The 13,683-nt window shown below is 69.2% G+C and carries 11 protein-coding genes; 8 read left to right on the plus strand and 3 right to left on the minus strand.

Going from position 1 to position 13,683, the window contains the following annotated elements; all coding sequences use genetic code 11:
* Positions 1 to 2: 2 nt before the first annotated feature.
* The 5 genes from lysA to rho all read left to right on the plus strand — a co-directional run bounded on the left by lysA (position 3) and on the right by rho (position 7,061).
* Positions 3 to 1,436 (plus strand): diaminopimelate decarboxylase, encoded by a 1,434-nt coding sequence (gene lysA / locus DMC64_RS17660; RefSeq protein ID WP_037341371.1) that lies wholly within the window; start codon positions 3 to 5, stop codon positions 1,434 to 1,436.
* Positions 1,437 to 1,439: 3 nt separating this feature from the next.
* The gene (locus DMC64_RS17665) at positions 1,440 to 2,750 is read left to right on the plus strand and encodes a homoserine dehydrogenase (protein ID WP_125734416.1); all 1,311 of its coding nucleotides are present in this window, start codon (positions 1,440 to 1,442) and stop codon (positions 2,748 to 2,750) included.
* On the plus strand, positions 2,747 to 3,808 hold the full coding sequence (gene thrC / locus DMC64_RS17670) for a threonine synthase (RefSeq protein WP_125734417.1): 1,062 nt from the start codon (positions 2,747 to 2,749) through the stop codon (positions 3,806 to 3,808). The genes DMC64_RS17665 and thrC overlap by 4 nt, the downstream gene beginning before the upstream one ends.
* A complete protein-coding gene (thrB, locus tag DMC64_RS17675) occupies positions 3,805 to 4,686 on the plus strand; it encodes a homoserine kinase (RefSeq protein ID WP_038508902.1) in 882 nt (293 codons plus the stop codon). The genes thrC and thrB overlap by 4 nt, the downstream gene beginning before the upstream one ends.
* Before the next feature lie 419 nt (positions 4,687 to 5,105).
* Positions 5,106 to 7,061 carry a transcription termination factor Rho gene (gene rho / locus DMC64_RS17680; RefSeq protein WP_125734418.1) on the plus strand — a complete coding sequence of 652 codons (1,956 nt, stop codon included), beginning with the start codon at positions 5,106 to 5,108 and terminating at the stop codon, positions 7,059 to 7,061.
* A gap of 387 nt (positions 7,062 to 7,448) precedes the next feature.
* Here the strand turns inward: rho and DMC64_RS17685 are convergent, their stop codons facing one another.
* Positions 7,449 to 7,994, minus strand: a complete 546-nt coding sequence (locus DMC64_RS17685) for a CHAP domain-containing protein (protein WP_125734419.1) — start codon at positions 7,992 to 7,994, stop codon at positions 7,449 to 7,451.
* 223 nt (positions 7,995 to 8,217) lie between these two features.
* Between DMC64_RS17685 and rpmE the strand changes: the two genes are divergently transcribed.
* Both rpmE and prfA read left to right on the plus strand, forming a co-directional pair.
* Positions 8,218 to 8,445, plus strand: coding sequence for a 50S ribosomal protein L31 (gene rpmE / locus DMC64_RS17690; protein WP_007028345.1), 228 nt, complete (start codon positions 8,218 to 8,220; stop codon positions 8,443 to 8,445).
* Positions 8,446 to 8,526: 81 nt separating this feature from the next.
* On the plus strand, positions 8,527 to 9,597 hold the full coding sequence (prfA, locus tag DMC64_RS17695) for a peptide chain release factor 1 (protein ID WP_037341383.1): 1,071 nt from the start codon (positions 8,527 to 8,529) through the stop codon (positions 9,595 to 9,597).
* 11 nt (positions 9,598 to 9,608) lie between these two features.
* Here the strand turns inward: prfA and DMC64_RS17700 are convergent, their stop codons facing one another.
* Positions 9,609 to 10,346, minus strand: a complete 738-nt coding sequence (locus DMC64_RS17700) for a hypothetical protein (RefSeq protein WP_125734420.1) — start codon at positions 10,344 to 10,346, stop codon at positions 9,609 to 9,611.
* A gap of 144 nt (positions 10,347 to 10,490) precedes the next feature.
* On the opposite strand from DMC64_RS17700, the gene DMC64_RS17705 reads away from it, so the two are divergent.
* Complete coding sequence (locus DMC64_RS17705) at positions 10,491 to 12,218, plus strand: hypothetical protein (protein WP_125734421.1); 1,728 nt, start codon at positions 10,491 to 10,493, stop codon at positions 12,216 to 12,218.
* A 4-nt stretch (positions 12,219 to 12,222) separates the two neighbouring features.
* Here DMC64_RS17705 and DMC64_RS17710 read toward each other — a convergent pair whose 3' ends face one another.
* Entirely contained in the window at positions 12,223 to 13,656 is a 1,434-nt protein-coding gene (locus DMC64_RS17710; protein ID WP_125734422.1) for a hypothetical protein, read from the minus strand.
* Positions 13,657 to 13,683 lie beyond the last annotated feature (27 nt).

A 13,683-nucleotide genomic window follows, 5' to 3' on the forward strand; every position in this document is an offset into this window, starting at 1 on the left:
GAATGGCTCACCCCGCGGGCCCCCGCCACGCCGACGTCTACCCCCACGCCGACGCCTCCGGTTTCCCGCCGTCGAGTCCGGAAGAACTCGACAGGCTGTACCCGAAAGTCTGGCCCCGCAACACTTTCCGCGGCGGTGACGGCGTCGTCCGCATCGCGGGCGTCGACGTCCGCGAACTCGCCGAGAAGTACGGCACGCCGTTGTTCGTCGTCGACGAGGCCGACTTCAAGTCCCGGTGCGCCGACTACGCCGAGGCGTTCGACGACCCGGCGCTCGTGCACTACGCGTCCAAGGCGTTCCTGTCCATCGAGATCGCCCGCTGGGTGGCCGAACAGGGGCTGAGCCTGGACGTCTGCAGCGGCGGCGAACTCGCCGTGGCGCAGCGCGCGAACTTCCCGGCCGAGCGGATCACCTTCCACGGCAACAACAAAGCGCTGTGGGAACTGGAAGCCGCCGTCGAAGCCGGCGTCGGCACGGTCGTGGTCGACTCCTACTACGAGATCGCGCGGCTGGCCGACGTCGCCGCCCGGCACGACATCGTGCAGAACGTCCTCATCCGGGTCACCGTCGGCGTCGAGGCGCACACCCACGAATTCATCGCGACCGCGCACGAGGACCAGAAGTTCGGTTTCTCGCTGGCCTCCGGTGACGCGGCCGAGGCCGTGCGCCGGGTGCTCAACGCGCCTTCGCTCAAGCTGATCGGCCTGCACAGCCACATCGGTTCGCAGATCTTCGACGCCGACGGTTTCGAGGTCGCGGCCCGTCGCGTGGTCGGCCTGCTGGCCGAACTCGGCAAGGAGCACGGCCCCGAACTGCTCGACCAGCTGTCGATCGTCGACCTCGGCGGTGGTTTCGGTATCGCCTACACCGACAAGGACAACCCGCCGCCGCCCGCGCAGATGATCACGCAGATCCGCGAGATCGTCCGCAAGGAATGCGAGTACGCGGGCCTTCCGGTGCCGAAGATCGCCGGCGAGCCCGGCCGCGCCATCGCCGGTCCCGGCACGATCACGCTGTACGAGGTCGGCACCATCAAGGACGTCTCGCTCGGCGACAAGGCCGCCCGGCGTTACGTCAGCGTCGACGGCGGGATGAGCGACAACATCCGCACCGCCCTCTACGACGCGGTGTACGACTGCCGTCTCGTCTCCCGGTCGGCCGACGACGACGGGGACGGCCAGGTGGGTGCCGCGCTGTCCCGGGTCGTGGGAAAACACTGTGAGTCCGGCGACATCGTCGTCCGTGACTGCTGGCTCCCCGACACCCTTGCTCCCGGCGACCTGCTCGCCGTGGCGGCCACCGGGGCGTACTGCTACTCGATGGCCAGCGGGTACAACCGGCAGCCGCGGCCCGCGGTGGTGGCCGTGCGCAACGGCAGCGCCCGCGTGCTGCTGCGGCGGGAGACGACGGACGACATGCTGCGCCTGGAGGTCTAGCAAGTGTCTACTGTAGACGGACGCGTGATCAGGGTCGCCCTGCTCGGCTGCGGGACGGTCGGTGGCGAGGTCGTCCGGCTGCTCACCGAGCAGGCCGGGGAGCTCGCCGCCAGGGCGGGCGCCAGGGTGGAGCTGGCGGGCATCGCGGTGCGTCGCCCCGACAAGCACCCCGAGCTGCCGCCGGAGCTGGTGACGTCCGACGTGACGAAGCTCGTGACCTCGCCGGACGTCGACGTCGTCGTCGAACTGGTCGGCGGCATCGAGCCGGTGCGGCAGTGGCTGCTCGACGCGCTCAAGGCCGGGAAATCCGTTGTCACGGCGAACAAAGCGCTGCTGGCCGAGCATTCCGCGGAGCTGTTCGAGGCCGCCGACGCGGCAGGCGTCGACCTCTATTTCGAGGCCGCCGTGGCCGGGGCGATCCCGCTGCTGCGCCCGCTGCGCGAATCGCTGGCCGGTGACCGCATCACCCGCGTGATGGGCATCGTCAACGGCACCACCAACTACATCCTTTCCGCGATGGACTCCACCGGCGCCGGCTACGCGGAAACGCTGGAAGAGGCCAGCAGGCTCGGATACGCCGAGGCGGACCCGACGGCCGACGTCGACGGCTACGACGCCGCGTCCAAGGCCGCGATCCTCGCCTCGCTCGCGTTCCACACCCGCGTGACCGCGTCCGACGTGCACCGCGAGGGCATCGCCGACGTCACCGCGTCGGATCTCGCCGCGGCGAAGGTGCTGGGCCGCACGGTGAAACTGCTCGCCATCTGCGAGCGCGTCACCGCCGACGACGGCACCGAATCCGTTTCGGCGCGCGTGCATCCGGTGATGATCCCGCGCGGCCACCAGCTCGCCGGGGTGGGCGGCGCGTACAACGCCGTCTACGTCGAGGCCGACGCCGCCGGTGAGCTCATGTTCTACGGTCAGGGCGCCGGTGGCGCGCCGACCGCGAGTGCCGTGCTCGGCGACCTCGTCGCGGTGGCTCGAAACCGGGTCGTCGGCGGCCGTGGCCCGCGCGAATCCGCGCACGCCGCGCTCCCGGTCAGGCCGATGGGCCAGACGCCGACGCGGTACCACGTCAGTCTCGACGTGGCCGATCGAGCGGGCGTCCTCGCCCAGGTGGCCCAGGCGTTCGCCGGGCACGGTGTCAGCATCGCCGCCGTGCGCCAGCGCGACGCGAACGACACGGCCAGCCTGGTCGTGGTCACCCACCTGGCGCCGGACGCGGCATTGCGGTCCACTGTGGACGACATTGCCCAACTCGATGTGGTGAACCAGGTCGTCAGTGTGATGCGTGTGGAAGGCGAAGACCAGTGATTTCCCAACCGTGGCCGGGGATCATCCAGGCTTATCCGGACCGGATCCCGGTCCCCTCCGGCGCGAAGGTGATCACGCTCGGCGAAGGCAACACCCCGCTGCTGCCCGCGCCGCATCTCTCGGAACTCACCGGATGCGAGGTCCACCTCAAGGTCGAAGGCGCGAACCCGACCGGGTCGTTCAAGGACCGCGGGATGACCGTGGCCATCACGCACGCGCTCGCCAGCGGGCTCAAGGCGGTCATCTGCGCCTCCACCGGCAACACCTCCGCCTCGGCCGCGGCGTACGCGGCCCGCGCCGGGCTCACCTGCGCGGTGCTCGTCCCGCAGGGCAAGATCGCGATGGGCAAACTCGCCCAGGCCGTGCTGCACGGCGCGCGGATCCTGCAGGTGGACGGCAACTTCGACGACTGCCTCGAACTGGCGCAGAAAACCGCGATCGACTACCCGGTGACCCTGGTCAACTCGGTCAACCCGGTGCGTATCGCCGGCCAGAAGTCGGCCGCGTTCGAGATCTGCGACGTGCTCGGCCGGGCGCCGGACATCCACTGCCTGCCGGTCGGCAACGCGGGCAACATCACCGCCTACTGGGCCGGATATTCCGAGTACGCGGGCGACGGTGTGGTGAAGAACACCCCGCGCATGTTCGGTTTCCAGGCGGCGGGTGCCGCGCCGCTGGTGCACGGCGAGCCGGTGGCCGATCCGGACACGATCGCGACCGCCATCCGCATCGGCAGCCCCGCTTCCTGGGACGGCGCGATGAAGGCGAAGAACGCCTCCGCCGGGCTGTTCGAGGCGATCACCGACGAGAAGATCCTCGAGGCGTACCGGCTGCTGGCCCGCAAGGAAGGCGTGTTCGTGGAGCCCGCCTCGGCGACCAGCGTCGCGGGCCTGCTCGCGACGTCCGCAGACGGCCGCCTGCCGAAGGGCTCGACCGTTGTGTGCACCGTCACGGGGCACGGTCTGAAGGATCCGGCCACGGCGCTGGAGGGCAACGTCGAGGTCGAGCCGCTCGCCGTCGACCCGACCGCCGTCGCCGCCGCGCTGGACCTGCGATGACCCTGCTCAAGATCAAGGTCCCGGCGTCTTCGGCGAACCTCGGCCCGGGGTTCGACGCGCTCGGCCTGGCGCTCGCGCTGTACGACCGCGTCGAACTCCAGATCACCGACGCCGGGCTCAAGATCGAGGTGACCGACGTCGGCGCGGGCGGCGTGGACGACGTCCCAACCGACGAATCGCATCTGGTCGTGCGGGCCTTCCGGCGCGGTTGCGAGCACCTCGGTCTCCGGCCGCCCGGCGTGCACCTGCGCTGTTTCAACGCCATCCCGCACGCCCGCGGCCTCGGCTCGTCCGCGTCCGCCGTGGTGACCGGCGTCGCGGCGGCGTACGCGCTGGCTGAGAAGCCCCTGGACGACGACGCCCTGCAGCTGGCGGCCGAGTTCGAGGGACACGCCGACAACGCCGCGGCGAGCCTGCTGGGCGGCTTCGTGGTGGCGTGGAACGAGGGCGAGCGGTTCCGCGCCGAACGGCTCCAGCCGCATCACGACATCCGGCCCGTGGTCGCCGTCCCGGCGCTGCGGTCCTCGACCGACGCCACCCGCGGGCTGCTTCCCGACCGGGTCCCGCACGCCGACGCGGCGTTCACGGCCGGTCGCGCGGCGCTCGCGGTGCACGCGCTGACCGCGCGCCCCGACCTGTTGCTCTCCGCGACCGAAGATCGGCTCCATCAGCATTACCGGGCGTCCGCGTACCCGGCGAGCAGCGAATTGGTGCGCGCGCTGCGGGCCGAAGGGGTGGCCGCGGCCATCTCCGGGGCCGGTCCGACGGTGCTCGCGCTGACGACGGAGGGAATACTCCCGGCGGGCGTCGACGTTACGTCTTTCGACGTCACCGAGCTGCCGATCGATCCGGGCGGCGTTCAGGTTGCGGCTCAGTAAAGCCTCGGTCACATGCCGGAGCCCCGCCCCGCCACGCGGGGGGTGGTTGTTGCACCGGACCGTGGCGCGGTCTACCCTCGGGGGCGTTCGATCACCGTGCGTTTCCGCACCCGGTGCCGGTCCAGGTGACCAGTGTCATCCTTGGCCCGCATCCTTCGTTGATCCGCCAGTTCCGTACACCGCCTGGCAAGCGGGGAGTAGCGGATGGACGCAGGCGGGTTCCCGGTTCCGGCGGTGCCGAATTCCGCTTCCTCCGTTTGGAGGACGCAAATCCCTGTGCTGGAGGCCTTCTAGCTGTGTTCAACACGGCCGAGGAGCTGATCGCCCGTATCGGGGGCCAATTACGCCGTTTCGCAATCGGACGCGAGCGGCGGTCCGCTGATCCACCTGGAGGCGTGGATCGGTCAGGAAGGACATTTGTGAGCAACACCGATCTTTTGAGCGACGTCGAAGGTGGCGCCGCCGAGTCGAACGGCGTCGTCGCTCCCAAGCGCACGGTCGGCGGATTGACCGGCAAGACCGTCGCCGAACTGCGCTCGATCGCTGGGGACCTTGGCATCGGCGAGACGACGGGCATGCGCAAGGGCGATCTGATCGCGGCCATCCGCGAGCGCCAGGGCAAGACCAAGCGCAAGACCCCCGCCGCGGCGAGCGAAACGCTTCCGCTCGAGGGGATCGACGCACCGCGCAAGGCCCCGAAGGCCGAAGCGCCCAAGACCGAGGCCCCGAAGCAGGAGGCCCCTAAGGCGGAAGCCGCTCCGGCCGAGGCTCCTCGTGCGGAGAAGGCCGAGAAGGTTTCGGAGAACGGCTCCGCGCCCGCCGCCGAGCGGCCCGCGCAGCAGGACAACGGAGCGCCGCAGGACGGCCAGCCGCAGCAGGAAGAGGGCGGCCGCAGCCGTCGTCGTCGCGGCTCCAACCGCGCCGCGGGTTCGCCCGAGCAGGGCGGCCAGCAGCGTGAGCGCGGCGACCGTGGCGACCGCAGCGAGCGGGGCGACCGCGGTGACCAGGGCGGCAACCGTCAGGGCAACCGCGACGGCCGTGGCCAGGACAACCGCCAGCGCAACCAGCAGGGCGGCGGCCAGGACAACAGCCAGCGCCAGGGCCAGGGCCCGCAGGGTGACGACGACGAGGAAGGCGGCCGTCGCGGCCGTCGCTTCCGCGACCGTCGCCGCCGGGGTTCCGGCGGTGGCCGCGAGCAGGGCGGTTCGCCCGACACCGAGATCCGCGAGGACGACGTCCTGCTGCCCGTCGCGGGCATCCTGGACGTGCTCGACAACTACGCGTTCGTGCGTACCTCGGGCTACCTCGCCGGGCCGAACGACGTGTACGTCTCGCTTTCGCTGGTCCGCAAGTACGGCCTGCGCCGCGGTGACGCCATCACCGGTGTCGTGCGCCAGCCGCGTGACGGCGAGCAGCAGCGGCAGAAGTTCAATCCGCTGGTGCGCGTCGACTCGATCAACGGCCTGGAGCCGGACGAGTCCAAGCGCCGTCCGGAGTTCACGAAGCTGACCCCGCTGTACCCGAACGAGCGGCTGCGCCTCGAAACCGAGCCGCACAAGCTCACCACCCGCGTCATCGACCTGGTGATGCCGGTCGGCAAGGGGCAGCGTGCGCTGATCGTTTCGCCGCCGAAGGCCGGCAAGACGACGATCATGCAGGACATCGCGAACGCGATCTCGACGAACAACCCCGAGTGCCACCTGATGGTCGTGCTCGTGGACGAGCGTCCCGAAGAGGTCACCGACATGCAGCGGTCGGTGAAGGGTGAGGTCATCGCCTCGACCTTCGACCGCCCGCCGTCCGACCACACCTCGGTCGCGGAGCTGGCCATCGAGCGGGCGAAGCGCCTGGTCGAGATGGGCCACGACGTCGTCGTGCTGCTCGACTCGATCACCCGTCTGGGCCGTGCGTACAACCTGGCGGCCCCGGCGTCCGGCCGGATCCTCTCCGGTGGTGTCGACTCGACCGCGCTGTTCCCGCCGAAGCGGTTCCTCGGCGCGGCGCGCAACATCGAGAACGGCGGCTCGCTGACGATCTTCGCCACGACGATGGTCGAGACCGGTTCCACCGGTGACACGGTCATCTTCGAAGAGTTCAAGGGCACCGCGAACGCGGACCTCAAGCTCGACCGGAAGATCGCCGAGCGGCGCGTGTTCCCCGCGGTGGACATCAACCCGTCCGGTACCCGCAAGGAAGACCTGCTGCTCTCGCCGGACGAGCTCGCGGTCACCCACAAGCTGCACCGGGTGCTGCACGCGCTGGACTCGCAGCAGGCCATCGACCTGCTGATCTCGCGTCTGCGCAAGACGAAGACCAACATCGAGTTCCTCATGCAGGTCTCGAAGACGGCCCTCGGCTCGAACGACGACGACTGAGCCCTTTCGGCCTAGTACATGAAGGCCCCCTTCCTTGCGCCAGGCGCAAGGAAGGGGGCCTTCATGTACTTCCGGCGAAGTCGTGTTCGCCAAGTTCAGAGGCGCAACCGAATGCTGGCTGGCCCTCGTGAGTGGTAATCGGGGTGAGATGGGCGATCATTCGTGATCAGGCGGCGATCACGCGTGATCAGAGACGGATCTCGCGTGATCAGACGGCGTTCACGGTGTTCGCCGCCTGATCACGCGAGTTACGTCTTCGCTCACCGTCCTGCTCGGGCGCGATCCCGCCCCCAGATGCGCGTGAAGGCCCCCTTCCCTCGGCTCAGCCGAGGAAAGGGGGCCTTCACGCGCTGTCGGGGCGCCTTTGGCTCACGAGAGCGGAGGAGATCAGCGGTGCGGAACGGCCGCGGGGGTCCAGCCGCGGTAGTTGTTGAAGTAGTGCACGCTCGACGCGTGGCCGATCTTGCCGCCGATGCTGGAGGCGTAGATCCCGCCGGAGCCGTCGGCGATGCCGACGTGACCCCACTGGCTGATGTTCCAGTACACGAAGGAGCCCTTCGGCGGAGTCCCGGTCGTGTGCTTCGGGCTCGCGCCGTTCCAGTGCGCGTTGGCCGAGGCCCAGACACCGGTCGTCCCGTACGCGTTCTCGACGGCCTTCTCGCAGAGGCCCTGGTACGCGGTGGAGCCGATGTGGTTCTTGAACCACTGGACGGCGCCGGCGGGCGTGCCGTCGCCGGCGCCCTGGATGGCCAGGTCGCCCTCGGGCACGGTGGTGAACGTTCCCGCGGCCGGGTTGATGTCGGCGGCGGTGATGGTGGCGCCCGCTTCGGGGGCGGCCGGAGCGGCCCCGGCGACCGGAGCCACGGCGAGGGCCGCGATGGCCAGCGCGGCGACGGACGCCGGCTTCGCCACCTTGGCGAGGATGGTGCGCATGATCAGTACCTCCTGTTGAGGAATTACCAACAGCGAGGACGGTCCCGTGATCAAGTACAAATTTCGTACAACTCAACGTCGATAGTTGATAACTCAACGTGTTGGAATATGCGGGGGCGGGGGTGCGTTGACGCCACTGCCAGCACATCTGGCAAAATCACCCGCTGAAGTCCGGCACCGGTTCACCCCGCTCGGGGACCCGGGGCCAACGAGAGAGGACACCATGAAAAGCGGTATTCACCCCGAGTACGTCGTCACGCACGTGAACTGTGACTGTGGCAACGAATTCACCACGCGCAGCACCAAGACCTCCGGCAACCTCCACGTCGAGATCTGCTCGAACTGCCACCCGTTCTACACCGGCAAGCAGAAGCTCATGGACACCGGCGGCCGCGTCGCGCGCTTCGAGGCTCGCTACGGCAAGCGCAAGAAGGCCGAAGACGCCAAGTAGCTTGAACGACGGCGCCTACCCGCATGTCCGGGTGGGCGCCGTTTTTCATGGTTCTATCAGGGTCCGTTGAGAGGTGGAGTGGTGGATTCGAGTTCGCTGAAGGGTCTGCTCGAAGAGCACGCCCAGCTGGAAGAGCAGCTGGCCGACCCGTCCGTGCACGCCGACCAGGCGCGCGCCCGCAAGCTCGGCCGCCGGTACGCGGAGCTGAGCCCGGTCGTCAAGACGGTCCGTGAGCTCGACACCGCCCGCGACGACCTCGAGACGGCGAAGGAACTGGCGGCGGAAGATGCCGCCTTCGCGGCCGAGGCCGAGGAGATCTCCGCCAAGATCCCCGTGCTCGAAGCCAAGCTCACCGAACTGCTCCTGCCGCGCGACCCATACGACGGCTCCGACGTGGTCATGGAGATCAAATCGGGTGAAGGCGGCGAGGAGTCGGCGCTGTTCGCCGGCGACCTGCTGCGCATGTACCTGCGCTACGCCGAGCGTCACGGCTGGAAGGCCGAGGTCCTCGACTCGGTCGACTCGGACCTCGGCGGCTTCAAGGACGTCACCGTGTCCATCAAGAGCCGGTCGGCCGAGGCCGACGGCGTCTGGGCGCGGCTGAAGTTCGAGGGCGGGGTGCACCGCGTGCAGCGCGTGCCCGCCACCGAATCGCAGGGCCGCATCCACACCTCCGCCTCGGGCGTGCTCATCTACCCCGAACCCGAGGACGTCGAGGTCGAGATCGACCCCAACGACCTGCGGATCGACGTCTACCGCTCGTCCGGCCCCGGCGGCCAGAGCGTGAACACGACCGACTCGGCCGTGCGGATCACGCATATCCCCACCGGCGTGGTCGTCTCGTGCCAGAACGAGAAGTCGCAGATCCAGAACCGCGCCCGCGCCCTGCAGGTGCTCCAGGCCCGCCTCCAGGCGATCGCCGAGGAGGAGGCCGCCGCGAAGGCGTCGGACGCGCGTCGTTCGCAGGTCCGTACCGTCGACCGCTCCGAGCGGGTCCGCACGTACAACTTCGCCGAGAACCGCATCGCCGACCACCGGGTGAACTACAAGGCGTACAACCTGGACCAGGTCCTCGACGGCGACCTCGACGGCGTGCTGGACGCGCTCATCACCGCGGACCGCGAGGAACGGCTCGCCGCCCACGCCGGCTGATCCGCGCCGTCCTAACCCGGCTCGGTGTAGAACGGATCGTCCTCCAACGCGGTGTGGATCGCCCGGACGGACATGCTCACGTGCGAAAGCCTGTCGGTCACCTCGTGCGTCACCCGGCTGAGTGCCTCTTCACCGCTTTCCCCGGCGAGAGCGGGAAAAGCCGACAGCAGCACCGCTTCGCAAGGGCCCGCGTCCGTGCTGATCCGGACCAGCGACGCCGAAAGGTCGGTCGCGGGGCGGCCGCACAGGTCCACGGCCAGTCGCAGGTCACCGGTGGGGACGTAGAGATGCACCCGTGAAATGACATCGGTTTCCGCGCGCGGGGTGAAATCGTGCCTGGTGACGTACGCGGGTTCGCGGGGATCGGTGCCGCCGACGGACGCCATCAGCGAATAGAGCGTGAATCCGTCCGCCGGGATGTCGTAGGCGTCGTAGCTTCCGTATTGGCCGGTCTCCGGCGTGCCGTGGATTTCGAAGAATTCCGCATTCAGACCGAAGTGAAAAAGCGCGGGTACAGCGGCCCTATGCAGTGTTTCGGCGGGATCTTCGCCGTCGGCCGGCGGCGTGCGATAGCCGACCGACACCAGGAATCCCGTCCAGCCGCCTTCCGGGTCCGCCCGGCAGATCTCCAGCTCGGTGGCCTCGAACTCGCCGATGAGGCGTTCGCCCAGCGCGGCGGCCGCGGCGAAATCCTCGGTTTCGATATTCGCCGATATCCGCGTGACGACTGTCGTTTCCCGGAGATCCATGACTGTTTCTTGAGCCCTTCGGCGCGTACAGGTTCGTTCAGCCTACGGGTGGCGGCGAGCGGCGTCCGATCGGGCCTGTCGTCCATTCCCGGCTTCCGCTACGGTCCCTGGGCGATAAGGGGAACCTGTCCCGGGAGAACACGAATGGAAAGATCGTTTCCGGCGTCCCGGAAACGTGTTCCGCGAGCTCTCGTTCTCGTCGCCGGAACGGGACTGCTGAGCGCGGCCGTCGTCGCGAGGATCGGCCGGTTCGGGTTCAACCCGACCGATCAGGGCTTCGTGCTCGCCCAGGTGTGGCGGGTCCTGCACGGCGAGATCCCGCAGGTCGATTTCCTCGGGCCGAGGCCGTTCGGTTCGGCCTATCTGCATCTGATCGATCATCTCGTCCCCGCGCCGCTGATGATCGGCTCGGGTTTCGTGATGATGGTGCAGCTGACCGTCGCCACGGTCGCCCTGGCCGCGTTCCTGACCGGGACATCGCCGCTGGACTGGGGCCCGACGCGGCTCGGACTGGTCTTCACCGCCGTCCTGGTCGGCCTGAACACGTATCCGGTGATGGCCTGGCACACCGTCGACGGTGTCTTCCTGGTCGCGGTCGGCTGGTGGCTGCTCGACGGCGGGCTGCGTTCGGGCTCGCGATGGCGGCGTCTGTCCGGCCTGTTCTGCCTCGGGTTCGCGGTGATCGTCAAGCAGAGTTTCCTGTTCGCGGTCCCGATCGGGGTGCTGATCCTGCTGTTCCACCCCGCCGCACCGCCGAGAAAGGTGCCACGTCTGCTGGGTGACCTCCTGATGCTCGGCGCGGCGCCGTTGCTGTACTTCGGCATGGTCACCGCCGCCGGAGGCCTGCGGTCGGCGATCACGCAACTCTCCAGCGGCACTCAGACGTGGGGTGAAGGCCTTTTCCGGTTCTGGACGGCGGAATTCGCGGGCCGGGCGGACCCGCGGACGTATTTCGTCCCGGTGCTGCTCGGGATATGCGTGCTGGCCGTGGCGTGGTCGGCCCGCGACCAGTTCGGTGAGCCGGGCCGATGGCTCCGTGGCGCGACGGGCTTGTGCGTCGTGGCGGTCGTGGTGTTCGTCGTGGCCGACGGCGGATTCGAGCACGCGGGCGGCTGGCCGATCACGCTGCTTTGGCTCTTCCTCGCCGCAGCCGTGCTCGACGCCGTCATCCGAAGGCGGTTGCCCTGGCGGTACCTGGCGATCGCCGCGCTCGGCTGGATGGCCAGCCTGTCCTGGGGCTACCCGCTTCCCGGCCTGCTGGCCGGGATCTTCGCGCTGGGCGTACTGGAAGCGGTGCCGCCGCCGCGTCCGTCCGAGTCCGCGGGCGGGGTCTTCGCCGCCGCCGCGTTCGTGCTCGCGGGGCTGCTGCTGATGTCCGCGCACGACAAGGCGCCGTACGCGGACCGGCCGCAGGGCGAACTGACGAACGATCTGGGGGACATCGCCCCGGCGCTGCGCGGCATCCGCACGAATCCCAGCGTGTACACCTACGTCGCCCAGATCCGTGGCTGCCTCGACCGTTATCCGGCGTCGAAGGTCGCGGTCCTGCCGGACAATCCTTTCGTCGCCCCGATCTTCGAGGTCCGCAACCCCTTCCCGCTGGACTGGCCGTTGCCGATGGAACTCACCGGCGACAGTTCGGAAAGGATGGTCGAGGCGGCGGAAAACCTTGCCCGCGAAGGGGATTACCTCGTGCTCTTCCAGACGGTGAAAGCCGTTTCGCTGACCGCGGGCGCGCCGGTCCCCGAGGCCGTCGGCCCGGACGCGCGGACGATCGCCTACACCGGAGTGGAAAAGCGGATCCAGGACGAGCTCACGGGCGCGAGGGTCGCGTGCGGCAGCTTCGCCGGATTCTGGGAACCGGCGCGTTGATGTCTCAGGCGGAGAGGGACGCCGTCTCCGGCTCGCGTTCCTCGGCCACCGGCGGTTCTTCCTTGCGCTTCGGCAGGAACGAGAGCGCGGCGAAGGCGGCGGCGAGCAGGGTCGGGTAGATCGTCAGCTGCTGGTGCTTGACGTTCTCGATGCCTTCCGCGAGGCCGGACACCAGGATCTGGCCCATCGCGAAGAGCAGGAACATGAGCACCACGATGCCGACGTCGCGGCGTCCGGTGCGGTTCCGGAAGGCGCGGAGCCCCGCCCATCCGATGAGCAGCCAGATCGGCAGCAGGGCGAACAATCCCAGCGGCGCGAGCCAGCCGGTGATCCCGGACAGGACCGGGATCCGGTACTCCTTGGCGAGCGGCGGCTGCCCGGCGTGCTCACCGAAGCTGCCGAGGTTCGGCACCCGCGCGGTCAGCGTCTCCTGTGCGGACCGGTGCAGCATCTCGACCACGCGCACCGGGTGGTCGAGGTAGTACTGGGCGACGTTGCGGCGGCTGATCTTGTCGCGGTACTTCGCGTACTCGGGGTCACGCCAGGCCGCGTTCACGCTCCACCAGCCCGTGCCGACGTACTTCGCGAACTCGGGTGGGAGGCCCAGTGCGGCGAGGTCACCGGTGGTGTCGTGTTTCCCGTCCACGATCCCGTTGAACACGACGTGGTACATGTTGGCCTCGCGGTACTCCGCGTTGGCCGAGTCGCCCGCCCCCTGCACCAGCGCGGTACCGGTGCCGACGACGGCGAGCACGGCCAGCGGCAGCGCCCACCGGGCCAGGCCGCGGCTGCCTTCCGGCCGGACGAACAGCAGCGCGAGCGCGAACAGCGGGATCAGCAGCAGCGTCTGCGACTTCGCGTTGATCCCGATCATCGCGCCGAGCACGGTGACCGCGGCACCGGTGTAGCGCCACGGCCCGGTGCGGTGCATGAGCAGGAGCCCGCCGGCGAGCAGGAGCATCCCGACGAAGGCGGCGCCCTCGCTCAGCACGGAGGCGAAGTAGCCGAAGAAGGCCGAGTCCGCCGCGACCAGCAGCAGCGCGGCCGTGGCGATGACGCTGTTCCGGACCGAAAGGCGCAGGCCGACGACGATCGCGGCGATCCCGCCCGCGACCAGCAGGCAGCCCAGCACACCCAGTACCAGCAGGTTCAGGATCGCGGACGAGCCGAGCAGCTGCCCGATCCCGCTGGCGATCTTGTCGATCCAGCTCTGACTGGAGATGTACTCGCTGTTGCAGGCCGGGGCGGGGCCGTAGGAGAAACGGACGAAGTATTCCGAAGGCCGGTCGAGCTCACGAGCGCCGAGCTGGCACAGAATGCGCCAGCCGTCGCCGTTGTCCGCCATGCCGATCGGCCGTGGCACCAGGAAACGGACGAGGAGCACCCCGAGCGCGGCGAAAAACACGCCCAAGGTCAGTCGGATTTCCCGGATCTTCACCCGCGTCACCTTAGAAGATTCCGCAGG

This window comes from Amycolatopsis sp. WAC 04197 (assembly GCF_003947475.1).
Lineage (GTDB): Bacteria > Actinomycetota > Actinomycetes > Mycobacteriales > Pseudonocardiaceae > Amycolatopsis > Amycolatopsis japonica.

What these genes read in the sequence shown, in the direction of transcription:
- lysA (WP_037341371.1), top strand. Translation starts at nt 3, where the DNA reads ATGGCTCACCCCGCGGGCCCCCGCCACGCCGACGTCTACCCCCACGCC.
- thrB (WP_038508902.1), top strand. Translation starts at nt 3,805, where the DNA reads ATGACCCTGCTCAAGATCAAGGTCCCGGCGTCTTCGGCGAACCTCGGC.
- DMC64_RS17685 (WP_125734419.1), bottom strand. Translation starts at nt 7,994, where the DNA reads ATGCGCACCATCCTCGCCAAGGTGGCGAAGCCGGCGTCCGTCGCCGCG.
- rpmE (WP_007028345.1), top strand. Translation starts at nt 8,218, where the DNA reads ATGAAAAGCGGTATTCACCCCGAGTACGTCGTCACGCACGTGAACTGT.
- DMC64_RS17700 (WP_125734420.1), bottom strand. Translation starts at nt 10,346, where the DNA reads ATGGATCTCCGGGAAACGACAGTCGTCACGCGGATATCGGCGAATATC.
- DMC64_RS17705 (WP_125734421.1), top strand. Translation starts at nt 10,491, where the DNA reads ATGGAAAGATCGTTTCCGGCGTCCCGGAAACGTGTTCCGCGAGCTCTC.